Source organism: Lysinibacillus sp. 10T31 (genome assembly GCF_056394365.1).
Genome location: NZ_JBFTHS010000029.1, coordinates 43,567 through 64,817, shown reverse-complemented (window position 1 = coordinate 64,817; position 21,251 = coordinate 43,567). Strand labels below are relative to the sequence as shown.

The 21,251-nt window shown below is 35.1% G+C and carries 24 protein-coding genes and 2 pseudogenes; 17 read left to right on the top strand and 9 right to left on the bottom strand.

Annotation, left to right across the window (positions count from 1 at the left end):
• Positions 1–134: 134 nt before the first annotated feature.
• Complete coding sequence (locus AC1DCY_RS17285; RefSeq protein WP_477352116.1) at positions 135–476, top strand: YhfM domain-containing protein; 342 nt, start codon at positions 135–137, stop codon at positions 474–476.
• Here the strand turns inward: AC1DCY_RS17285 and AC1DCY_RS17280 are convergent.
• Positions 465–647: pseudogene (locus tag AC1DCY_RS17280) on the bottom strand (hypothetical protein); the annotation flags it as partial. The gene AC1DCY_RS17285 and the pseudogene AC1DCY_RS17280 sit on opposite strands and share 12 nt — an antisense overlap.
• A gap of 124 nt (positions 648–771) precedes the next feature.
• On the opposite strand from AC1DCY_RS17280, the gene AC1DCY_RS17275 reads away from it, so the two are divergent.
• Entirely contained in the window at positions 772–1,611 is an 840-nt protein-coding gene (locus AC1DCY_RS17275; protein WP_477352114.1) for a D-alanyl-D-alanine carboxypeptidase family protein, read from the top strand.
• A 466-nt stretch (positions 1,612–2,077) separates the two neighbouring features.
• Entirely contained in the window at positions 2,078–3,343 is a 1,266-nt protein-coding gene (locus tag AC1DCY_RS17270) for a polysaccharide deacetylase family protein (RefSeq protein WP_477352111.1), read from the top strand.
• Between the two features lie 61 nt (positions 3,344–3,404).
• On the opposite strand, the gene gltS is transcribed toward AC1DCY_RS17270, so the two are convergent.
• Positions 3,405–4,589 carry a sodium/glutamate symporter gene (gene gltS / locus AC1DCY_RS17265; RefSeq protein WP_477352109.1) on the bottom strand — a complete coding sequence of 395 codons (1,185 nt, stop codon included), beginning with the start codon at positions 4,587–4,589 and terminating at the stop codon, positions 3,405–3,407.
• Positions 4,586–5,551: a formimidoylglutamase gene (gene hutG / locus AC1DCY_RS17260; protein ID WP_477352107.1), complete on the bottom strand. Its 966-nt coding sequence runs from the start codon at positions 5,549–5,551 to the stop codon at positions 4,586–4,588. Before hutG ends, gltS begins: the two co-directional genes overlap by 4 nt.
• A 140-nt stretch (positions 5,552–5,691) precedes the next feature.
• Between hutG and AC1DCY_RS17255 the strand changes: the two genes are divergently transcribed.
• From AC1DCY_RS17255 to AC1DCY_RS17230, 6 genes are all read left to right on the top strand, one after another.
• Positions 5,692–6,579: a LysR family transcriptional regulator gene (locus AC1DCY_RS17255; protein ID WP_477352105.1), complete on the top strand. Its 888-nt coding sequence runs from the start codon at positions 5,692–5,694 to the stop codon at positions 6,577–6,579.
• 340 nt (positions 6,580–6,919) lie between these two features.
• On the top strand, positions 6,920–8,155 hold the full coding sequence (locus tag AC1DCY_RS17250) for an acyl-CoA dehydrogenase family protein (protein WP_477352103.1): 1,236 nt from the start codon (positions 6,920–6,922) through the stop codon (positions 8,153–8,155).
• On the top strand, positions 8,152–8,928 hold the full coding sequence (locus tag AC1DCY_RS17245; protein WP_477352101.1) for an SDR family oxidoreductase: 777 nt from the start codon (positions 8,152–8,154) through the stop codon (positions 8,926–8,928). The genes AC1DCY_RS17250 and AC1DCY_RS17245 overlap by 4 nt, the downstream gene beginning before the upstream one ends.
• Positions 8,929–9,196: 268 nt before the next feature.
• Entirely contained in the window at positions 9,197–10,240 is a 1,044-nt protein-coding gene (locus tag AC1DCY_RS17240; protein WP_477352099.1) for a phosphotransferase family protein, read from the top strand.
• A gap of 404 nt (positions 10,241–10,644) precedes the next feature.
• The gene (locus AC1DCY_RS17235) at positions 10,645–10,878 is read left to right on the top strand and encodes a hypothetical protein (protein WP_477352097.1); all 234 of its coding nucleotides are present in this window, start codon (positions 10,645–10,647) and stop codon (positions 10,876–10,878) included.
• Between the two features lie 50 nt (positions 10,879–10,928).
• On the top strand, positions 10,929–11,378 hold the full coding sequence (locus AC1DCY_RS17230) for a hypothetical protein (protein ID WP_477352095.1): 450 nt from the start codon (positions 10,929–10,931) through the stop codon (positions 11,376–11,378).
• Between the two features lie 393 nt (positions 11,379–11,771).
• On the opposite strand, the gene AC1DCY_RS17225 is transcribed toward AC1DCY_RS17230, so the two are convergent.
• Positions 11,772–11,984 (bottom strand): hypothetical protein, encoded by a 213-nt coding sequence (locus AC1DCY_RS17225; protein WP_477352094.1) that lies wholly within the window; start codon positions 11,982–11,984, stop codon positions 11,772–11,774.
• Between the two features lie 458 nt (positions 11,985–12,442).
• Positions 12,443–12,636, bottom strand: a pseudogene (locus AC1DCY_RS17220) (hypothetical protein).
• A 669-nt stretch (positions 12,637–13,305) separates the two neighbouring features.
• Here AC1DCY_RS17220 and AC1DCY_RS17215 point away from each other — a divergent pair.
• Entirely contained in the window at positions 13,306–13,770 is a 465-nt protein-coding gene (locus tag AC1DCY_RS17215; protein WP_477352092.1) for a DUF4362 domain-containing protein, read from the top strand.
• A 214-nt stretch (positions 13,771–13,984) separates the two neighbouring features.
• Positions 13,985–14,377, top strand: a complete 393-nt coding sequence (locus AC1DCY_RS17210) for a topoisomerase (RefSeq protein ID WP_477352090.1) — start codon at positions 13,985–13,987, stop codon at positions 14,375–14,377.
• Between the two features lie 211 nt (positions 14,378–14,588).
• Here AC1DCY_RS17210 and AC1DCY_RS17205 read toward each other — a convergent pair whose 3' ends face one another.
• Positions 14,589–15,458, bottom strand: coding sequence for an SDR family oxidoreductase (locus AC1DCY_RS17205; RefSeq protein WP_477352088.1), 870 nt, complete (start codon positions 15,456–15,458; stop codon positions 14,589–14,591).
• 137 nt (positions 15,459–15,595) lie between these two features.
• Between AC1DCY_RS17205 and AC1DCY_RS17200 the strand changes: the two genes are divergently transcribed.
• The 5 genes from AC1DCY_RS17200 to AC1DCY_RS17180 all read left to right on the top strand — a co-directional run bounded on the left by AC1DCY_RS17200 (position 15,596) and on the right by AC1DCY_RS17180 (position 17,960).
• Positions 15,596–15,979 (top strand): winged helix-turn-helix transcriptional regulator, encoded by a 384-nt coding sequence (locus AC1DCY_RS17200; protein WP_477352086.1) that lies wholly within the window; start codon positions 15,596–15,598, stop codon positions 15,977–15,979.
• 145 nt (positions 15,980–16,124) lie between these two features.
• Positions 16,125–16,520: a GNAT family N-acetyltransferase gene (locus tag AC1DCY_RS17195; protein ID WP_477352084.1), complete on the top strand. Its 396-nt coding sequence runs from the start codon at positions 16,125–16,127 to the stop codon at positions 16,518–16,520.
• A 497-nt stretch (positions 16,521–17,017) separates the two neighbouring features.
• The gene (locus tag AC1DCY_RS17190; protein ID WP_477352082.1) at positions 17,018–17,497 is read left to right on the top strand and encodes a DUF2975 domain-containing protein; all 480 of its coding nucleotides are present in this window, start codon (positions 17,018–17,020) and stop codon (positions 17,495–17,497) included.
• Positions 17,498–17,509: 12 nt separating this feature from the next.
• Entirely contained in the window at positions 17,510–17,728 is a 219-nt protein-coding gene (locus tag AC1DCY_RS17185) for a helix-turn-helix domain-containing protein (RefSeq protein ID WP_053484019.1), read from the top strand.
• A 10-nt stretch (positions 17,729–17,738) separates the two neighbouring features.
• Positions 17,739–17,960 carry a DUF3955 domain-containing protein gene (locus AC1DCY_RS17180; protein WP_477352124.1) on the top strand — a complete coding sequence of 74 codons (222 nt, stop codon included), beginning with the start codon at positions 17,739–17,741 and terminating at the stop codon, positions 17,958–17,960.
• A 46-nt stretch (positions 17,961–18,006) separates the two neighbouring features.
• Here AC1DCY_RS17180 and AC1DCY_RS17175 read toward each other — a convergent pair whose 3' ends face one another.
• Entirely contained in the window at positions 18,007–18,492 is a 486-nt protein-coding gene (locus AC1DCY_RS17175; RefSeq protein WP_477352081.1) for a tetratricopeptide repeat protein, read from the bottom strand.
• Between the two features lie 314 nt (positions 18,493–18,806).
• Between AC1DCY_RS17175 and AC1DCY_RS17170 the strand changes: the two genes are divergently transcribed.
• Positions 18,807–19,652 carry an alpha/beta hydrolase gene (locus AC1DCY_RS17170; RefSeq protein ID WP_477352079.1) on the top strand — a complete coding sequence of 282 codons (846 nt, stop codon included), beginning with the start codon at positions 18,807–18,809 and terminating at the stop codon, positions 19,650–19,652.
• 96 nt (positions 19,653–19,748) lie between these two features.
• On the opposite strand, the gene AC1DCY_RS17165 is transcribed toward AC1DCY_RS17170, so the two are convergent.
• Positions 19,749–20,132, bottom strand: coding sequence for a ribosomal maturation YjgA family protein (locus AC1DCY_RS17165; RefSeq protein ID WP_477352122.1), 384 nt, complete (start codon positions 20,130–20,132; stop codon positions 19,749–19,751).
• A 144-nt stretch (positions 20,133–20,276) separates the two neighbouring features.
• Positions 20,277–20,852: a GNAT family N-acetyltransferase gene (locus tag AC1DCY_RS17160; RefSeq protein ID WP_477352077.1), complete on the bottom strand. Its 576-nt coding sequence runs from the start codon at positions 20,850–20,852 to the stop codon at positions 20,277–20,279.
• Positions 20,853–21,251 lie beyond the last annotated feature (399 nt).

The window sequence follows — 21,251 nt, the reverse complement described above, 5'->3', positions numbered from 1 at the left end:
TATCTGCTATATGCACTGGATAGGGAGGGGTAATGGGATACCCCAATCTTGAGAACTGTTCAAAACAGAAATGGACTGCGAACGCATAGTTACTCAGGAATCCCACTGACATTAGTCAGCTTGTCCCTTTAGGGGTGGGAGTCTCAACAGATGAAAATATATCAAAGGTCAGTATCTCTAAATCAAATGGTTTCGGTAAAGTGAATTCTGATTTTTTTACAGTATATGAAGATAAAGATACTCTCGATATATTCAAGAATGCCATCTCAAGCGCTGTTAAGAGTGAAGGTAAAGCAGATATGGCTGAACCTGAATTCGATATAAAAGTCATTTATACAGACGGAAATAAGCAGTGTTATCATCTATGGCTAGGGGAAAAAGGACAAAAAAGTACCTTAATGAATGTTAATGATACACACACTATTTATTCCATCTCAGAAGAAATAACTAATCAGTTAATTGATTTAGTTAAATAATGTTTCATTCGAGACCTCTTTTGGGGTCTTTTCTTTTGTATTTCTAAACATTTCAACTGTTGAATAATTGGATTTTTGGCACGTCGAAATAAGCATTTGCACTACGCGCTTTTCAAATGCTAAATTCTTCCCTAATTCAAGCTAACGGAACCACTAGAGGTAGTTATCTAAAATAAAGCAACAATATATACGCAAACAGCCTTAATAAAAAATCAGCCTTAAGAATTTCGTCATAAATTTCCTACAGGAATATTCATAAATGCCTCCTATTATAATGTGTGGGGGGCGTTTTTTTATGAAAAAATTTGTCTTATTTTGTTTTATATGTGCGGCTGCATTCTTGTTTTATTATGCAAATAACACAACAACGGAAGAAACGCCAATAGAGCTACCTTCGTTGCATAGTAAAAATGCTTTGTTGCTGAATGAAAAAGGAGATGTATTATTCGAAAAAAATGCAGATGACATTATTTATCCTGCATCCTTAACGAAAATTATGACAGCGATTGTTGCCATTGAAATGACTACTGATCTGCAGAAGCAGACAATCGTTAAACCACGAACGATTTCTAAATTTACTGCTCAAAATGCTTCCATGGCGGGCTTTAAGGCAGGAGATTTTGTAACGATAGAGGATTTATTATATGGCACACTGCTTGCTTCTGGGGCGGATGCTACAGGAACACTTGCCGATACAATGGCAGGTAGTGAAGAAGCATTTGTGACATTAATGAATAATAAAGCGCATGAATTAGGGTTGAACGATACCCATTTTGTCAATGCCAGCGGATTACATGATCCCGCACATGTATCCAGTGTCCGTGATATCAGTAAGCTATTTAGTTATGCCATCAAAAATCCTACCTTTTATCAAATTTTAACTTCGAAAAGTTATATGACTCATGTCCCAAATGAATTAACGATAACAAGCTCACTTTTAGCGAAAATACCAGGTGAGGAAGGCGCAATATTGGGAGGAAAAACGGGCTACACACCTGAAGCTGGTCTTTGCTTAGCCTCTATTATTGAAAAAGATGGTAAACAATATATTTTCGTTACGACTAATGCGAGTGGGCAGGCTTGGACACCACCATTCCATATTGACGATGCTCTTACAGCGTACGATGCGCTATAGGAGGAAAAAATATGAAAAAATAATAACTTTTTAATCGTTTCAATCGTCTTATAAATAGGGTGCACTGCACAAGCACCCAAAAAAGGCGTCTTGGGAGCCTTTGAATAAAAGTTGGCAAAATAGCTAACCGATTTCATGCTTGTGGATAAAATCGATTATTTTCATTTAAGTGGGGGGGGTGTTACGCACCAATTAAATAATGCGTTTTCATCATCAATTGCCAACGCTACCATAAGGAAATTTTGATGAAGAAAAAGATGAAAGTCTTTTTGGATTAATTTAATAATATGCCGTTAATCCCATCTGCCAAAAACAGTTAATAAAGAAATTTTTATTCACAAAAACTAGTTGATTCCTACTATTTCCTGGAATAATCTATTATTCTATAATTAGAGTCGAATCCTATACTTTTATGGAGAAAACATATGAGAAAAGACATCTGTGATGAAAAGGGCGGTGTAGAACAATGAAAAAACTTTTACCCTATGCAATTATTTTGACATTTTTAATCAGTTTTATGTTTGTAGATAATGCTTCCGCAAAAGCGGAGAGTGCACCTGTTATTCAATCAGTAACTAAAGACTCAGCAGTTTATGTAGAACCTTCCGTAGAAAGTGCCGAAATCGGTCAAGTAACGAAAGGTAGTTATGTAACCGCTACACCTGTAAGTAAGGAATGGACTCGCATTAAAGTGCAACAGCTAGAGGGGTATGTAAAAACGGCAGCATTAGTAAGCATTACTTCTGAAAAATATTTAGTAACGCAAAAAGGTGGAACAACTTTATTTACATATCCTAGTCCAAGTGCGCAAAAAGCGGGACTGCTTAATGAAAACAGTATTATCTTTGTATATGGATCAGCACCTGGAGGTTGGTCATTTGTCCAATATGGTCATCAAACAGGTTATGTTGCAACAAATTCTTTAAAGAAACCTGTTGCGACAAAAAAACGAGTAAATGCTGCTAATGGCGCTGTGCTTCGTTTAACTGCTAGCCCAAATGGCGAAGTTCTTGGTACGATTGCCAATAAAACAGTCGTTCAGCAATATACGACGCTAGTTGGCTGGGCTTATGTAGAAGCAGGTGAACAAAAGGGCTATGTGAAAGCTTCAGAGCTGGAAAATATCCAAATACCTGGTAACAAAGTATACAATAAAGGTGTACCAGTAGCGAAAGGGGAAAAGAAGCGTGTGGCTTTAACATTCGATGATGGGCCAGATGCAAAAGTTACCCCACAAATTTTAGCAACTTTAAAGAAATATGATGCAAAGGCAACATTTTTTATGGTTGGGCCAAATGCCTCTAAAAATTCAGCAGTCGTAAAGAAAGTTTATGAGGCTGGTCATGAAATAGGCAATCATACATGGAACCATTCAAAATTAACAGCTTTATCGACAACAAATGTTAAACAAGAGGTTGATCGAACTAGCAACGCTATTTATGCAGCAATCGGTCAATATCCAACGGTTTTCCGACCACCATATGGTGCAACGAATGATAAAGTTCGTTCTGTCATTACGATGCCTTCTATTCTATGGTCAATTGATACGCTAGATTGGAAGCATCGCAATGCTGATAAAATATTAGCGTATGTAAAAGCGTCAGTGCAAGATGGCAGCATTATATTAATGCATGATATTCATCAAACGACGGCAAATGGTTTGGAAAACGTCATTCTTTACTTGCAAAAGCAAGGCTACGAATTTGTAACTGTTAGTGAAATATTACAATAATCAATAAGCAAAAAAATAAGCCGTGCAATTGTCATTATTAGACAGTTGCACGGCTCATTGATTATTTAAATAAATTGATCGTCGTAATAATAATTGGAATACCGAAGACGTCGATTAAAAACGCTCCTACAATTGGTACAACAAGAAATGCTTTTTGAGATGGACCGAAACGTTGGACAACTGCTGACATATTGGCCATCGCATTTGGCGTTGCCCCTAAACCGTGACCAGCAAAACCGGCAACCATAACCGCAGCATCGTAATTTTTTCCAAGAATCTTAAACAATACAAAAATACTAAATAAGACAATGAAGAATACTTGTACGAAAACAATGATGAATAGTGGAAGTGCTAAATCAGCAATTTCCCATAATTTAATACTCATTAGCGCCATTGAAAGGAAGACACCTAATGTCACATCGCCGATTAAAGAAATGCTTTTCATGTTAATCGCTTCAGGTTTTATTTTATCCATAATATTGCGCACTAGAACAGCTACAAACATTGAACCAACATAGCCAGGTAGTACGAAACCAGTAGCTTCTGAGAATAATGTCCCAACATATGTACCTACAGCCATACAGAACGTAATTAATAATACTTGTGTAAAGAATGAATCGGATGTAATTTGTTCCTTTTTATTTTCAAAATCAACTTCTTCGGTTTCTTGTTCATCTGGCGTTAAATTATATTTACCAACTAAGTACTTTACAATAGGACCGCCGATTAAGCCACCTGCAACTAAACCACATGTAGCCGCAGCCGCACCGATTGTCATGGCTGATGAAATACCTAAGTCTTCTAATGTTTGTCCAAATGCAGCAGCGGCACCATGGCCACCTTCCATAGAAACAGCACCAGCCATCATACCGATTAATGGATGAATACCCATTAGCTTTGCAAGAGATACACCAATAACATTTTGCATTAATGCTAGGAAACCACAAGACAACCAATAAATAATTAATAATTTTCCACCAAGCTTCACAAGTTTAAAGCTTGCTCCTAAACCAATTGTTGTGAAAAAAGTAATCATAAATAGGCTTTGTAATGACGTATCAAGCGAAATTTCTAATACGCCAGTTGTCTTTAGAATAGTTGCCAATGCGGCGAATAGTAAGCCACCAACAACAGGTGCTGGTATACAAAAACGCTTTAAAAAACCGATTTTATTGATAAGCCAGCCGCCCAATGCGAATAGTGCAACTGCTAGAAATACTGTTGTAATTTGATTAATTTCGATCATGTACCTTGTCTCCTAAGTAAGTGATTTAGTGCTTCATAAACAAAATAAGCACCTAGTTTAACTGTGCGACCATTTTCATCCAGTGAAGGATTTACCTCACAAATATCAAAAGAATGTGTATTTGGATGTGCAGTTACTTGTTGAAGTATCGTGCGTACAGTTTTTGAATCTAGTCCAAACGGTGATGGAGCACTAACACCCGGTGCAAATGCAGCATTTAATACATCCATACAGAGCGTTAAGAGAATATAATCATGATTATCCATATATTGCTGAAGATCCTGCATGATTTGCGCATTATTTTCTGGCGTCATATTTTCTTCTAACACATAATTCACATGTAATTCATCTGCTTTATCAAATAGCTCCATTGTATTGCCAAAACGTTGTATGCCTAAAACAAAGTAATCAGCATGTGGATCCTGTTCTAAAATCTGACGGAACATTGTGCCAGACGATGGTTGCTCATCGTATGGTCGTAAATCGAAATGTGCGTCAATATTAACGATTCCAATTTTCGCATCTTTAGGTAACGCTGCACGAACGCCTAAATAATGTCCGTATAGTGTTTCGTGTCCACCGCCAAGTACGACGCATTGTAATTTTTTATTTAGCAATGTTTTGACAATTTCACCGAGTTCACGCTGTGCTTCCTCTAATGCGTGGTTAAGACAAAGAACGTTACCAACATCTATAATTTGCTGTTCATCATTAAATGTCCAAGGTAAGCTAGATAATGCTTCACGCAGAGCGTTAGGTGCACTTGCCGCTCCTACACGTCCTTGATTACGACGTACACCTTCATCACATATAAAGCCGACAATTCCGGCATGCTGATTATCTGAAGCGCTTACATCATTAATAGGAATTCTTTTCACTTTTTGATGTAAACGGAAACTACTCGTATTAGTAGTTGAATCAATACGACCTTTCCATTGTTTTTGATCTGTCATTGTATACATATCTTCATCAACTCCATTTCGAATATTATTCTAGTGAAAATATTGTTATGAATAAATTATATATTCACATAATTATTATTGCTAATATATAATTAATATTAATCTATAGCTTTAAACTATAAATGAGGAGGGATGTTGCTGTGGATTTTAAACAATTACAATATTTTTTAGCAGTTGTGGAGCAAATGAATTTCTCGAAAGCAGCTGAAAAACTGCATATTTCTCAGCCTTCTCTAAGTAATGCTATTAAAAAATTAGAGCAAGAAATTGGCTCACCTTTACTTGAAAGGAATACAAGAAATCTTCAATTAACAGAAGCCGGCGAGCTTTTATATGAACGAGCAAAAGTTATATTGAAAAACATGGAAGTTTTAAAAATAGAAATGGATGAAGTAATTGTACGTGGCACAAGTGAAATAACGATAGGTGTGATGGAATCGATTAAGCATTGGCTACCAAAAGTGATTACAGAGTATAAAAAAGAATATCCACAAATGATGATTCACCTAGTAGATATTTTAGGAAGTAAGCGTGTCGAAAAATCGCTCAAAAGCTATAAAACACATTTAATTATTACAAATCAGATAATGGATGATGAAGAGCTCGAAGTTAACTGCTTATATGAAGAGCGACTTGTAGCTGTTTTACCATTAAATCACCCTTTAGCGGAAAAGGAGAAGCTGACGATCGCCGATTTAAGTGAAGAGCCGTTTATTATTAGTACAGAGGGCTTTCAAACGAGACATGACATTTTAGATGCATTTGAAAAGGCTGACAAAAACATTAATATCCAATTTGAAATTGAACGTTTTGAAACGGCAGTGTCTCTCGTTCGTGAAAATTTAGGGGTTACCATTCTACCTGAAAATTATTTAAAAGGCCCTACAGCTAAAACTATTGTACAAAAAGAAGTAGACTGCCCCAATTTACGACGAAATGTTTATTTGGTGTATTTAAAAAATCGTCATTTACCTTTGGCAATTCGTGAATTGCTTACTGATATTATGACAGTAGGCAAAATGCTTTAAATATTAAAGATTGATTTGTTTGAAAAGAGTAACTTCTTTGAATGAGAAGTTACTCTTTTTTGTCCTACTTTTCGTTTCACTTACCAATTTTTAAAAGAAGCTATTCTGATTTGAATATACATATTATGACAAAATAGTTTTTTTGACTTGAGTTTTATTATCGTAATGATATTTTCTATCCGCTCAAAACATTGTCTTAAGTATGAATTTTCTCTATAATTCAAATTTTTGTTTAATAGACATTGATTTACAAGAAATATAGCGGTAACATTTAATGTAAGAATAAAAATGAATATTCATTCATTTAGCGTTTTGATGTTCAAACAAAGGGGGCTTTTTTATGAATTTTTCTTATAGTGAAAAAGTAGTCGAACTACAAGAAAAGCTGACAAATTTTATGGAGCAATACATTTATCCAAATGAGGCAGTCTTTGCTGCACAGGTAGAGGCAATGGAAGATCGTTGGGGAGCGATCCCGCCAATTATGGAGGAATTAAAGCATAAAGCAAAAGAAGCGGGCTTGTGGAATTTATTTTTGCCAGATAGCGAATATGGTGCAGGTTTGACGAATTTAGAATATGCACCTTTATGTGAAATTATGGGACGCTCTTTACTTGCTCCTGAAGTGTTTAATTGCAATGCGCCAGATACGGGAAATATGGAGGTGCTTGTGCGTTACGGATCAGAACAGCAGAAGAAACAGTGGCTAGAACCGTTATTACGTGGAGAAATACGTTCCTGCTTTGCAATGACTGAGCCTGCAGTCGCGTCTAGTGATGCAACAAATATCGAGGCAAGTATTGAACGTGATGGCGATTATTATATTTTAAATGGACATAAGTGGTGGACGACAGGAGCTGGTGATCCTCGTTGTAAAATCGCTATTTTTATGGGGAAACATAAAGATTCTACAGCACCAATCCATGAGCAACAGTCGATGATTTTAGTACCGATGGAAACACCTGGAGTAAAAATAGAGCGTATGCTTACGGCATTTGGCTATGATCACGCACCTGAAGGTCACGGTGAGGTGACGTTTACTAATGTTCGAGTACCTGTTGAAAATATTTTGTGGGGAGAAGGAAAAGGCTTTGCGATTGCGCAAGGTCGTTTAGGGCCAGGTCGTATCCATCATTGTATGCGTCTTATTGGAGCGGCTGAACGTGCATTAGAGGAAATGTGTGTGCGTGTTCAGGAGCGACACGCCTTCCATCGACCACTCGCAGACCAAGGTGTAATGCGTGAGCGTATTGCGGAGTCCCGTATAGATATTGAGCAGGCAAGACTCTTAACGCTAAAGGCAGCGTACATGATGGACACAGTAGGGAATAAAGAGGCGAAGGCAGAAATTGCGATGATTAAAGTAGTGGCGCCAAATATGGCATTAAGAGTTATTGACCGAGCAATTCAAGCATTCGGTGCTGCTGGGGTAGGACCTGATACGACGCTTGCGGCACAATGGGCAAATTCTCGAACATTACGATTAGCTGATGGGCCGGATGAAGTGCATCGTAACACGGTTGCCAAGCTGGAGCTGAAAAAGCATGCTAAAAAACAAGAGGAGCTGGTGAAATGACGGTACTAGATTTATTTAGCTTAAAGGGGAAAACCGCCATCGTAACAGGGGGAGGACGCGGTCTTGGAGCTCAAATTGCACAAGGCTTTGCTGAAGCAGGTGCCAACGTTGTACTTTGTTCAAGAAAGGTTGAGGCATGCGAAGAGGTAGCGGCAGAATTAGCTGAATTAGGTGTACAAACATTAGCTCTTGCTTGTGATGTGACAAAGCCAGAGGATATCGCGAATGTAGTGTCAAAAACGCTTGAAACATTCGGTCAAATTGATATTTTAGTCAATAACAGTGGGGCGTCTTGGGGTACTCCTGCTGTTGAAATGCCATATGAGGCTTGGCAAAAAGTCTTCGATGTTAACGTCAATGGTACATTTTTAATGAGCCAAGCTGTTGGCAAAATAATGCTAGAACAAAAGAGCGGAAAAATTATTAATATCGCTTCTGTTGCAGGGCTAGGTGGTACATTACCTGAATTCATGGATACAATTGGCTATAACGCAAGTAAAGGAGCGGTTATTACGCTTACAAAAGATTTGGCCGTAAAATGGGGGCCATATGGCGTCAATGTGAATGCGATTGCCCCAGGATTTTTCCCAACAAAAATGTCAAAAGTTTTAATTGAGCGCGGACAAGATTATTTAATGGGAGTGACGCCTTTAAAACGTTTAGGAACTGAAAATGACCTAAAAGGCGTCGCATTATTTTTAGCCGCGGCTGCCTCAGATTATATTACGGGGGATGTCATAGTTGTAGATGGCGGTATGAGCTCAATCGTTTAACTTATTTCAGCAAAAGTCTTACACCTCTATAGGTGGTGAGATGAATGCCGATTTAAGTTACTTTTCAGTGGGTGACCAAACACCTGCTGAAAGAAGTTAAAGCCTCCGGCGGATGTCACGGAAATCGGAAAGGAGTTCAATATAGGATGTTAGCCTAAAATCATCGCATCCATGCGATAACGGCTAACTGACCTGCATCCTGCAGGCCTAAGCACAAAGCCGATTCCGGACGCAATTATGCCGAGGCATAATTGATAGGAGGGGTACAATGGATACGATACAAGTAAGGGCAAGTGAACGTATTGATGAAGTAAAATTACATTCATTTTTAAAGAGTCAATTTCCGGAGTTACCAGAGGGAAAGCTAGAAATTTCACAGTTTAGTGCTGGACATTCAAATTTGACTTATTGCCTAAAAGTAGGCGAATTTGAAGTTGTTCTTCGTCGACCTCCACATGGACCAGTCGCCAAAAAAGCGCATGATATGAAACGAGAGTTTACGATTTTATCAGCATTACATCCATTTTTATCTGTCGTACCAAAACCTTATGTGTACGTTGGAGATCGTGAGATTATCGGCAGCGATTTCTTTCTAATGGAACGCAAAAAGGGTATCGTACTTGACACTCATTTTCCAGCGGGTACTGAAAATACAGAGGATTTAGGGCGGCTCATATCAGAAAAGATGGTTGATTCACTTGTTGCTCTCCATGCAATACCATATAAAGAAACGAAGCTAAAGGATATGGTGAAGCCAGAAGGGTTTATGGAACGACAAGTACATGGTTGGATTGAGCGCTATGACAAAGCGAAAACGGCAGAGCATGCTGAAGTAGCAGCATTGACAAAGTGGTTAAAGGATCATGTCCCTTCTAATCAAGAAGCTACCATTATTCATTATGACTACAAGCTTAATAACGCTATGTTTTCTAGTGATTACTCTGAGATGATTGGTCTTTTCGATTTGGAGATGACAACTGTAGGGGACCCATTAGCAGATTTAGGTGTGACCATGAGCTACTGGATGCATGCAGATGACCCCCAAATGCTGCTATACGCATTTGGAGAACCACCAATAACGACTTTACCAGGGTTTTATACACGTCAGGAATTCATTAACCGCTATGCAGAGAAAAGCGGGCGTGATGTTTCTGCCATCGATTATTATATTACATTTGCCTACTTTAAATTAGCAGTAATATGCCAGCAAATCTATTATCGATACGTGAATGGTCAAACAAAAGACGATCGTTTTGCACAAATGGATAAAATGGTAGCTGCACTAATTCATCAGGCTTCCAAGGCACTATAAACTATGTTGAAAATAACGGTTGCTTTTAAAGCAGCCGTTATTTCATGTCGTTAAAAACTTTTCTGTCAATGAAATTAAGGTGTCAAATTATATAAGGTAGGGCTCTTCCTCAACACTACTAAAATAAGAAATGATCAGATTTTAGGAGGCTGAAATGGAATGAAAATTAAGTGTAGAAAGTAAAGTGGAAAATAATGATAAAAACAATGCAAGGGTCATGCACTCTATAATTTTTTTATTACTATTATTTGGTAAAGAAAATACATATTAACTTTATTCAACTAACAGGGCTGGATAGTGCAATAAAGAAATTGTAATTATATAAAACAAAAAAATGAATAATATATGTTAATATAGTTATTTATTACATAAATATGGATTAAATAATAGATAGGGGTATATTTATGAAAATAGTAGAGATGTATGGAAGAGTAATAATAGATGATTTTGAATTTCATGGTCAAATTGAACAAGAAAAATATTGTTCTAAATGCAAGTTTAATTTAGTATATTACGATGATTTTGATGCTTATTTTTGCCCTAAATGTAATAGTTGGACTGAATCAAAATGTAGTGACCCTAATTGCAAATATTGCCCTAACCGACCAGAAAAACCTTTAACTCGCAAAAAAGCATAACAAAGCAGGTTAGTTGAAGTGAAACAAAAATGTTAATGAAGGTGGATTTTATGAATTTTAATTATAAATGTTTTATTGAAATTTGTTTCAATGGTGGAGATATTCAATTTGACGTTTCGAGTGACACACAGTTATTTAGTTTTAAATCAGGTATTGGTTTTGTAGCAATCCCACATTTTTTCTCAACTCTTTCCTCTCTATATAAGGGAGAAATCAGTGAGGCAAAATTAGATTGTCACGGAAACTGTGATTACTATATATTTTCCAGTGAGGGAACAAACCTTTTTATTGAACATATAAGCCATTATCCAGATGGTATATTTAAATATCAATTTAAGCTGAAAGAGTATATCGAAGCTATTTCTACAGAATTTCTAAAATATCTGCAACAACTTGAAAAGAAAGGAATATTACCTTTAAAAACTCAAGAATTTGCTCATCCACTAGGTGATGATGTATTAACTGCTTTTAAAGATTTTTCATCACTTATAAGCCGTTAATTTTATAAAACTATTTACGTTGTCCAACTAACGGGGCAAGAGTTTAGATTAAGCTACTGAAGTCAAAGGTGCTTTTCTTATTGAGCTAACAGTGCAGGCTAGTTCAACAAAAATCGTGGACAGTAAAGTAGAGTTAGAACTTGATGTAACGACATTTGAAATAAATATTCTTTCTAGGATTTACAAATAATAAAAGCCATAGTTTAATCTACAAGTACCTATCCTCTAGTTTTCTGCTGTGTTGAACCCTATTCTTTATAGAAGCAACAATCTTTGAGAAAGGCTGTTTTCTCAAAGATTGTTGCTATTAAAACAAAAAGGGCAGATTTAATCTACACGTTTTAGATTAAATTCTGTCTTTTTGGTTTGATATTTCGTGAAAAACACTACTTCTTATAAGGATAAATTATGTTTATTGCTGTTCGCTTTTTTCTGTGCTCGCCAAGTATTAATCATACTAGGAACCCCTACAAGCATACTCACCATAAAACTCCACATTACAAACCGCCAATTTGTTGTGAATATCGCCACTCCTATGAAAATTGCTAACTGCCCCACAAGTGCAAACCACGAAGCCATCCAAGCAATTTTTAAATTTTCTTTCATTCCCTTCACTCCTCTTATCTATTGTAAATAGGATTGATCCCAAACCAAACTACTGTTTAGTTATATACAAATGATTTTATATACCCTTATTTTAAGCAATTGCTATTCTTTATTTAACGGTCACATTTACATATAAAGAATATATTTACAATTATAACAGATTAAACTATTTTTTATAAGGCTCTACTCCTTATTGAAGTAAATGCTCCGTTAATTGAATAGCAACAATCTTTTCGAAAATAGCCTTGAGAAAACAGCCAATTATTAAAAAAAGCATTCAGGGAACAGTTCACCCTTGAATGCTTTTTCACTTCTTTTATTTAGAATGGATTTATTGTACACGTCCAATCTGTCGATCTGTAAGCCTGACTTTAATTCAGTGGGAAAGAGTTCCTGATTTGGTAAAAATATCTTAAATGATATCTCTGGTAATATGTCTTTCCGATATTGTCCGTAAATTAGACACCCATTTTTCTACGGGTATTGCTTGTTTTTTTCGTTTGCTGGCTTTTCATTTTTTTTGTTGAAAGGTCGACATTCTTTTTTCCTTTATTAGAAGCGGAATGGTTCTTTTTGTTTTCAAGCTGTTGTTTCACTGCCTCTTTTAGGCTGATTTTTTTTGGGGTACTTCAGAATGATTATTCTCGGTCATAGGAAATGCTCCTTTTTGAATATGATATTTAGTCTAGTATAGTCTATTTTCTATCATTTGTGAAACTTTCCACTTTAACTTACAACAAGTGAAGACGCTTTTTTACTAATGGTGCAAGATAGCTCAATAAGGTACTACAACAATAATTGTATATGGTAAAATAATACAATGGTGATATATAGAATATTACACTGAAAGTAGGTGTTATTTTGAGAAGGAAGAAACTAATTATTTTCTGGCGTTTCTTCGTATTACTTATGTTAATTATTCTGTTTCTAACTAATTTTATTTCTCAGCAAATTTTTTTTTCAGCTATTAGTGGAATATTTGTATTTCATGGCATTCCTTGGCTATACGGAAAGATTAAGAATAGAGCTACTTTAGATTAAAAATGTGATTGGCTGTGATGTAAACAGCCTTTTTCTTATTCCACAAAGGGGCAGCATTCCTGTAATAAATGATCCGATTAATTATGCACAACCAACTAAGTTTGTGAATAAATGTACTTAAACAAACGGGGTGCCTTTACTCGAAGAACATTGAGTTGCATGTGCAGCTCTTTTTTTATTGAACTAACGGAGCATGTTAATTGAAGTGATACGTAATTTTTTGAATTTTGAAACGAAAGCAAAAGAAAGACGACTAACTTTATATAGGGGAGTGATAAATTTGAAAAAAATTAGTATAATTTTGTCTTTAACACTTTTATCAATAGTGTTACTTGGTTGCCAACAAAAAAGTGAAATTAACAATCCAAAGAAATCTTATTCTTCTGAGGAGGCAATAGAGAATGGAGATGTAGTCAATATTCATGGAGAAATTAGTAACTTAGATAGATTTGAGAGTTTTATAGAAAATGTTGAGAGTGGTGCTAAAGATGAAATTCGTATCACAATGTACACTATTGAAGGAGACCCTATTTTCTATAATTTAAATTATAATGGTAACAAAATTCACTATACTTATGATAATTCACAGGATGGATATGCAGGTACTGGAAAAGGAATAGAAAGTACGTCTTGTTCTAATATAAAATCAAGAAATACGGAGAATGGAGTTGAATATTATTTAAGTGAGTGTTCTTCGGAAGTTGGCAATTCTTTTAACTTCGAGTTTCGGAATAAAGAACAATAGAAATCATGTGAAATTTTGTACTTATGCTAACGGGGTGCTTTACTTGAAGACCTTTGAGCTGCTTAGACAGCTCTTTTTTCTTATTGAACTAACAGTGCAGTATAGTTGAACAAACGGAAGTCTTATTTTGGATCATTTGTTATTTTTTTACGTCAAATTTACGAGCGATGAACTGTTGCAGAATCTGTAATTTATTTTGAAAGGGGAAGTAAAAGTGTTGAAAAAAGCTATAATTTCAGGAATTGTATTTAGTTCAATTTTGTTAGTTGGGTGTAATGAAGAGGAAGTAATAGATATTACGGAAAACGGGGGAAATGATGCAAATGTATTTTCAGAATCAGAATCATTAAATTTATTATCAGAATTAAAAAAAGAAATAATGGTATCTATTACAGAACAAACGGAACTTGATAGTGAGTCAATAGCAATAATGTTAGATGGTAATCCTTTTGAAGAAATGACTATTTCAGTAAGCTTCCCGAAGGATGCAAAAGTTGATGATACGATGATTCAACAAATAATTGAAGATTCTATAAAGAAAGTTTCTGAAATAGAAAAAGTAGCAATTAGCGAAGAAAATATAACAATAAAAATTGAGAAATACTAATGGAGAAGTTCTTAAAGGATAGAAACAACCTTATAAGATTGTAAAAAAGTGTACTTAAACAAACCGGTGCTTTACTTGAAGAAGGTTTTGTTAGTATTCAAATGTAAAAACGGTTTTTCGGAAGAAATAGCGAAGTACCAGTCCAATGTGGGCTGGCACTTTGTAAGATACTATTTTCATAATGTTATTCTAGCTGTGAAATTTGCTTTATCTACTTTGTCATTAATATTAAATGTGTCAGTGCTTGTTTTAGTGAAGTAGCCTGACGATCTAATAAGAAATCTAAATCGGTATGAGTGGATTCTAATCCCCCTTCACGAATACCTTTTTGAGTCATTACTAACATTGGAAGGTAGGCTTCAGGTACTCCGGCACCTTTTAACATTTCTTCATATGAAGCATCGTCTACTGCTAATAAAGGAACTTCTTTGCCTAATATTTCATTTAAAGTATCAACAAATTGCTGTTGTGTTAAATTTTTACCTGAAAGTTCATAAATTTTATTTTCGTGACCATCAGCTACCAAAACATTTGCTGCTGCCTCGGCTAAATCTGGGCGATATACCCAACCGATTTTTCCTTCACCAGCAGAAGTTACCCAAGGGGCACCAGCTATACAGCCTCGTATTGTGCCAAGTTCATTTTCTACATACCAGTTGTTACGTAGAATCACATACGGAATACCTGATTCAATAATTGCTACTTCACGTGCTCTATGCAGACCAGCAAGGAAGAAGTCATTTCCTTCTGCCCTCGTCACACTTGGATAAATAATTTGTTTTACATCTGTTGCTTTAGCAGCTTCTACTGCATTTGTATGCTGACGCATAACGGTTTCAAAGTCACCAAATGTTGACATAATGAATAAACGATCTACACCTTTGAATGCTGTAAGTAATGTTTCTGAATTTTCAAAATCTGTTACACGAACTTCTAGGCCGTGTTCCTTATAGCTAAGGGCTTTTTCAGACTTGTCGTCACGCACACCAACAATTATTTCTTCAACTGATAATTTGGTAAGTAAGTACTCAACAATTTTAAAACCTAAATTTCCAGTTGCGCCAGTTATTAAAACTTTCATAGAATCTCCTCCACTACAGTGTTATTTTTGATTTTTGTTCCTAATGCATATACTATTACCAAAGAATGATTTATGTAAGTAGGCACAATTTAATAACATAGTCATAAAAATAGTACCTAAAGAAAAGGGGGGTTATTTTGGCACGTTTTAATTATCAAGATGAAACGGTCTCTGAAGAAACGCTGCAAGAAATTTGTCCATTAACAGTTGCTCAAAATGCAATTGCAGGCAGATGGAAAATCGTAATTTTGTGGCATTTAAGCCAAAATGAAATTATTAGGTTTAATGAATTATTGAGGCTGCTACCTGGTATCTCGAAAGGAATTTTAACTAGACAATTAAGAGAGCTTGAAGAGGACAGTCTAGTACACAGAGAAGTTTATAAAGTTGTTCCACCAAAAGTAGAATATTCATTAACAGAGCAGGGGCAAAAATTTATACCTGTATTAGAAGCAATACAAGTTTGGGGTAAAGATTTACTAAATAAAAAAATACAGACGTATGAAAAACTTGAGGATTAATAATCATTACAAATAGCTAAAAGGTATCGAGTTTAAATACACTCTCATATAGAATTCTTGTCTTGTTCAGCTAACGGAGCATAATAATTGAATAAGGGGAAGGCTTCACCATATAAAAGCTATCCAGAGATAGTGGGGAAATTAAATGAACTATAAAGTTAAAATAAATATCCCAATTTCTAATAATGAAGTACCCATATTAAGAGAACTTGTTGGATGGGATAGAAGAGAAAAAGATTACCCAACATTATTTAAGCGTTGTAATTTTTGGGCTGGGGTAAGAAATGAAAGTAATAAATTGATTGCTTTTGGTTATGTGTGTGGAATGGGCTTAGAACACGGTTATATGGAAGATATAATAGTTCATCCTGAATATCAAGGGCGAGGAATTGGAATAGAGTTAGTAAAGGAATTATTGAGAGAGTCTGAACGTTTTGGATTAGGCATTGTCACTGTATCATATGAGGAAAATAAAACTAATTTTTATAAAAAGTGTGGCTTTACAACTGGTGCAGGTGGCGTATGGCAATCTGATAAATAAAATCTTATTCTACTAACGGAGGCGATTGTTCAATAGAGCAGTCGCTTTTTCACTATCGGGGTAGTTTAGTTCAAGCTTTAAGAAGTTAATCTACCACATTCAAATAAGAGCATGTTTTGATTAAACTTTTTTCGAAACATGCTCTTTAGACTTGTGCTCATATTAAGGTTGATAACATTAATGTAACCATACTTTTGTTTAAAACAAAGTCAAAATGATAAAAACTACAGATTATCCGACATTAAATATTATATTTTTGATATATCCTCGCACCCAATTTATTATCATAACAAAATATTCCCGTAAAGAAAATCAAGAGAGAGCGAATGCATGTTYTTATTTTATCATATTACTCACATTTGACAAGTATTTTGGGTGAAAAGAGAGGGTGATATCTTTGATAACAATAATTATTTATTGTTTTACGATAAATAATTATTGACTTGGAATGAATGACAAGCTAATATGTCATTAGCAAGTTATGAAAGAGGTGCTTTATGAAACAAAAAGAATTATCAAGATGGTTAAAATTGATAATTATATTTTGTGCTTTATTTGGTTTATTGTTCTGTGTTTATGTTGGACCACAAACAGGGAAGGAAGTCTTAATGGATTCAGAAGAACTACTAGCGTTGTATAAACCATTTATTGCATTTATTTGGATAACAGGGATTCCATATTTTATAGCATTAGCTTTAGGTTGGAAAATATGTACGGATATTGGCTCGTATCAAGATTTTACGGTCGAGAATGCAGATAGATTGAAAATAATAAGTGTGTTAGCCATGATCGAAGGTGTTTTATATGTAACTGCGTTACTTTATATTTTTGCGATTGGTAGCTACCACACAGATGTCCTAGTGATTATGTTACTTATTTTATTCTTTGCAATCGTGATCTCGGTCTTTACTTCATTGCTTTCTTATTTAGTAAGAAAAGCCAGTGAGATAAAGCAGGATAATGATTTAACGATTTGAGGTGTGTAAACGATGGTTATCATTGTAAATCTCGATGTCATGCTGGCTAAAAGAAAAATGAGTGTTACAGAATTATCGGAAAAACTAGGCATTACAATGGCGAATGTTTCTATCTTGAAAAATGGAAAGGCAAAAGCCGTTAAATTTTCTACGTTAGAAAAAATATGCGAAGTTTTAGACTGTCAACCAGGTGACATTTTGGAATACAGAAAAAATGAAAATAATGAATAATGGGAGAAGAATGATGAAAAAATATATACTTACAACTTTACCGATTGTAATAGGAGTTTTATGTTTATTTATGAAGGGAATTATTGGTGATGAATTATTGCCTGATGGAACACTTGTAGAAAGAAACTTCTTTTTAATTCCTTTAAGTTATTTATTTTTCTTTAGTGGTATAATTTCAATACTATTTGTTGCAATTTTTTCTAGTGTTAAAAAGACAAATATAGTTAAGTAATATGAAAAGATCAGGTTCATAAACAGGAGCCTGATCTTTTATTGTGTTATTCCCAAGTTTGATCTAGCTTATCACTGTAAAACTTAATGGCCTTGGTATAGTCTTTTATTCCTTCATGTTTACTAGTGAGAATTAAAGTATTTAATAAAGTTTCCATAGACTTTGAATGTTCATTAAGATTATAGAGAGTCATCGCATAGAAAACCTTTACATGTTCGGCTTCTGGAAACTCACTTAGAGCTTGTACTAGAATACGTTTCGACTCTTCATATTGCCCTAATGTACGATAGGTACTACCTAATCCTAAATAAGCGTCTACTAAAAATTCGGGTTTAAGCCCTAATTGAATCGCTTTTTCATAGTGGGGGACAGCCTCTTGTTCTTTTCCTAATGAATCATATGTCCAGGCACATTGAAATTGGTAGTATCCATTTTCAGGCTGTTCTTTAACTAGTTCTACCATTAATTGATTGGCTTCTTCCAATTTACCATTCTCTCTTAGTGTAATAATGTGTTGTAATCGTTTATCCATTTTCTTGTATCCTCTAACTTTCTATTTTTTTCTAATATTTAATTATTTTAAACTTTTGAATTAATATTGTATACTTGGTTCAAGTTTTTAAAATTCACTTTTCTGTATTATCAGACATATCGAATAGAAAAATAAATCGACAACAATGAAGCGGCTCAACGCTCGTTTTTCAATTAATAAAATAATAATGGGGTGAATTAGAATGCTTGAGCGTTCTATGGAGAAAACACGGGAATGTAAAAAAGAAAGGGAGTGATAGAAAGAAGAGTACAATATGAAGCTCTTCTATATAAAAAGAAAAGAGGACGATTATTATGAATAAGTATCAAAGCATCTTTAGTGAAGGATTTAATTTAAAATATTGTGTGAAGGGACAAGGTAAGCCGATATTGGTAGTGGGTAGCAGTGTATATTATCCGCGCTTGTTCTCGGAAAATTTATATAAACATTTTCAATTTATCTTCTTAGATCATAGAGGTTTTGTAAAGCCTCCTCGTTCTTTAATGAAAGAAGATTATACTTTGGATAAAATTGTTGAGGATATCGAAACAGCAAGACAATCATTAAAGCTAGAGGACTTCATCATTTTAGGCCATTCTGGGCACGCATTTATGGCTTTGGCATATGCCGAAAAATATCCTCAGTATGTTCAAAAGGTTATATTATTAAATTCAGCACCGACGAACAGTCAAGAGAGACAGCAGCAAAGTTTTTCATTTTTTAATGAGACTGCTAGTGCTGAGCGTACAAAGCAATTTGAGCATGATATTGCCTTTTTAGAGAATGATATTCACAATGATCCTGAAAGACGATTTGTGCATATGTGTATCCGCATGGGTGCGCATAGCTTTTATGATTATGCGTTCGATGCTGCTTATATGTGGGATGGCGTCTATACAAATATGGAAGTTATTGATTACCTTTGGGGTGTAGCTTTTGCTGAACGAAATCTAATCCAATCTATGGCTCAATTAGATAAACCTATTTTTGTAGGGTTAGGAAGGTACGATTATTTAGTCGCTCCTGTCTCACTCTGGGATGTCATTGATTATTCAAATGAAAATGTGAGGAAGGTCATTTTTGAAAAAAGTGGCCATAACCCAATGTTTGAAGAACCGGATACTTTTGATAATGAATTAATCGATTGGATTAATGAATAGAATGATGACATAAGGTTTATTAATTTATAACCCAAATACAAAAATCGCTAGAGAAATTAATAAATTTCCCTAGCGATTTTTCGTTTAATTGTATATTTAACCTCGAAAAGTGAACTTAAGTGCCATCTTATCTAATACAGTAGCGATTATAATACCTACTGTATATCGAACCAAGTCCTCTACAAGAAAACCTTTGCCAAGTACCAGAGCCCCGAGCGTTGTCCCACGAATCTGATTAATCCAGTCTTCCTGATACAACTGGCTAATTTCGATGCCGAAGCTAAACAAAAAACTGAGCCAAATGGCTGTGAAGGTGCACTTACGCACTAGCAACAATCGAAATCCGAAATAGACCATCATAGCCCATAGCATGTCCCCTGCGTTCTGCGCTATAAATGACGGAAGTAGAAGACTCCATTTTCTAGATGCTAGACCTAAAAAGATGGTGATCACAAGGGCTATCAAATAAGCTATTCGCATATTACGGTAGTGCAAGTTGCTAGATTTATGCTCATAAGTCAATAGAATCACTCTTTCGGTTGTTGATATTAATTCATTATCTCATAATTGATGTCCGAAAGATTGATGTGTGTACGCACCTTTGACGAAAGATTACCAAATTATTTAGTGCACCTTGTACTCTTCTTTAAGCAATCCGTATATTTCTAAATCTACAACACCTTTACCAGACCATAACGTAGCTTGTCTTAAAAGTCCTTCTTTTGAAAAACCATTTTTCAGGAGAACCTTTTTAGATACTTCATTTATTGGCATAACTTCAGCCTGAATGCGATTTATATTTACTTCGTCAAATAAAAATTTGACAAGTATTTTAAGCGCATCCGTCGCAAGGCCCTTACCCCAATAGTCCTCTGCAAAAAAGTAACCAATCGTCACCATATTCACTTTTTGATTAAAATCCATTGCTTCTATAATACCTACTAATTTATCGCTATGAGACTTTTGAAAAATACCCCATTTAACTCTGGTTTTCTTTTGATAATCCCTGTCAAAATGACCAATCATTTTACCTACTGTTTGGATATTATGTTTCGGGATTATCCCACAATATTCAAAGACCTTTTCATTATCATAGATCGCAAATACTTCCTGTAAATGTACATCTTCAATTTTTTTAAGCACTACATTTTCGGAGCTTAAAAATGGGAATTCTGCTGCAAACACTTTTTCGCTATTCATAGTATTCTCTCCTTATTTTTTCCCCTTTAAGTTAAAGGGCAATATTCAATTGAGTTTTGAATCCTTATCATAATTCCTCTCTATTGACATTATTGAAGATAGACTAAACTTTTGGTGATTTATTATATTTAGTACATTATATTGTAGAATTGATTGAAAACATATACATTTACAGAATGGAAATCTATAAATAAATTACTCTAAGCATATAAAAATGGTTCATCATAAAGAGTTGGGATAATAAAATGTATGCTATATGTATAAGTTGATCTTCGTTCCGACTGGGCGACTCCTCGGGGATCAGCAATAGAGGAACGAAGGCTAAAACCATCATGTCCTGTGATAACGCCTCCGTGACTAGCATCGTGTTGCCCCGACGCCCCCAGTAAAGCGCTCAGT

Bases quoted from the DNA above. Each gene is read 5' to 3' on its own strand.
- AC1DCY_RS17275 (WP_477352114.1), top strand. From the start codon at position 772: ATGAAAAAATTTGTCTTATTTTGTTTTATATGTGCGGCTGCATTCTTG.
- AC1DCY_RS17270 (WP_477352111.1), top strand. From the start codon at position 2,078: ATGAAAAAACTTTTACCCTATGCAATTATTTTGACATTTTTAATCAGT.
- gltS (WP_477352109.1), bottom strand. From the start codon at position 4,589: ATGATCGAAATTAATCAAATTACAACAGTATTTCTAGCAGTTGCACTA.
- hutG (WP_477352107.1), bottom strand. From the start codon at position 5,551: ATGTATACAATGACAGATCAAAAACAATGGAAAGGTCGTATTGATTCA.
- AC1DCY_RS17250 (WP_477352103.1), top strand. From the start codon at position 6,920: ATGAATTTTTCTTATAGTGAAAAAGTAGTCGAACTACAAGAAAAGCTG.
- AC1DCY_RS17245 (WP_477352101.1), top strand. From the start codon at position 8,152: ATGACGGTACTAGATTTATTTAGCTTAAAGGGGAAAACCGCCATCGTA.
- AC1DCY_RS17240 (WP_477352099.1), top strand. From the start codon at position 9,197: ATGGATACGATACAAGTAAGGGCAAGTGAACGTATTGATGAAGTAAAA.
- AC1DCY_RS17235 (WP_477352097.1), top strand. From the start codon at position 10,645: ATGAAAATAGTAGAGATGTATGGAAGAGTAATAATAGATGATTTTGAA.
- AC1DCY_RS17230 (WP_477352095.1), top strand. From the start codon at position 10,929: ATGAATTTTAATTATAAATGTTTTATTGAAATTTGTTTCAATGGTGGA.
- AC1DCY_RS17225 (WP_477352094.1), bottom strand. From the start codon at position 11,984: ATGAAAGAAAATTTAAAAATTGCTTGGATGGCTTCGTGGTTTGCACTT.
- AC1DCY_RS17205 (WP_477352088.1), bottom strand. From the start codon at position 15,458: ATGAAAGTTTTAATAACTGGCGCAACTGGAAATTTAGGTTTTAAAATT.
- AC1DCY_RS17195 (WP_477352084.1), top strand. From the start codon at position 16,125: ATGAACTATAAAGTTAAAATAAATATCCCAATTTCTAATAATGAAGTA.
- AC1DCY_RS17190 (WP_477352082.1), top strand. From the start codon at position 17,018: ATGAAACAAAAAGAATTATCAAGATGGTTAAAATTGATAATTATATTT.
- AC1DCY_RS17185 (WP_053484019.1), top strand. From the start codon at position 17,510: ATGGTTATCATTGTAAATCTCGATGTCATGCTGGCTAAAAGAAAAATG.
- AC1DCY_RS17180 (WP_477352124.1), top strand. From the start codon at position 17,739: ATGATGAAAAAATATATACTTACAACTTTACCGATTGTAATAGGAGTT.
- AC1DCY_RS17175 (WP_477352081.1), bottom strand. From the start codon at position 18,492: ATGGATAAACGATTACAACACATTATTACACTAAGAGAGAATGGTAAA.
- AC1DCY_RS17170 (WP_477352079.1), top strand. From the start codon at position 18,807: ATGAATAAGTATCAAAGCATCTTTAGTGAAGGATTTAATTTAAAATAT.
- AC1DCY_RS17165 (WP_477352122.1), bottom strand. From the start codon at position 20,132: ATGCGAATAGCTTATTTGATAGCCCTTGTGATCACCATCTTTTTAGGT.
- AC1DCY_RS17160 (WP_477352077.1), bottom strand. From the start codon at position 20,852: ATGAATAGCGAAAAAGTGTTTGCAGCAGAATTCCCATTTTTAAGCTCC.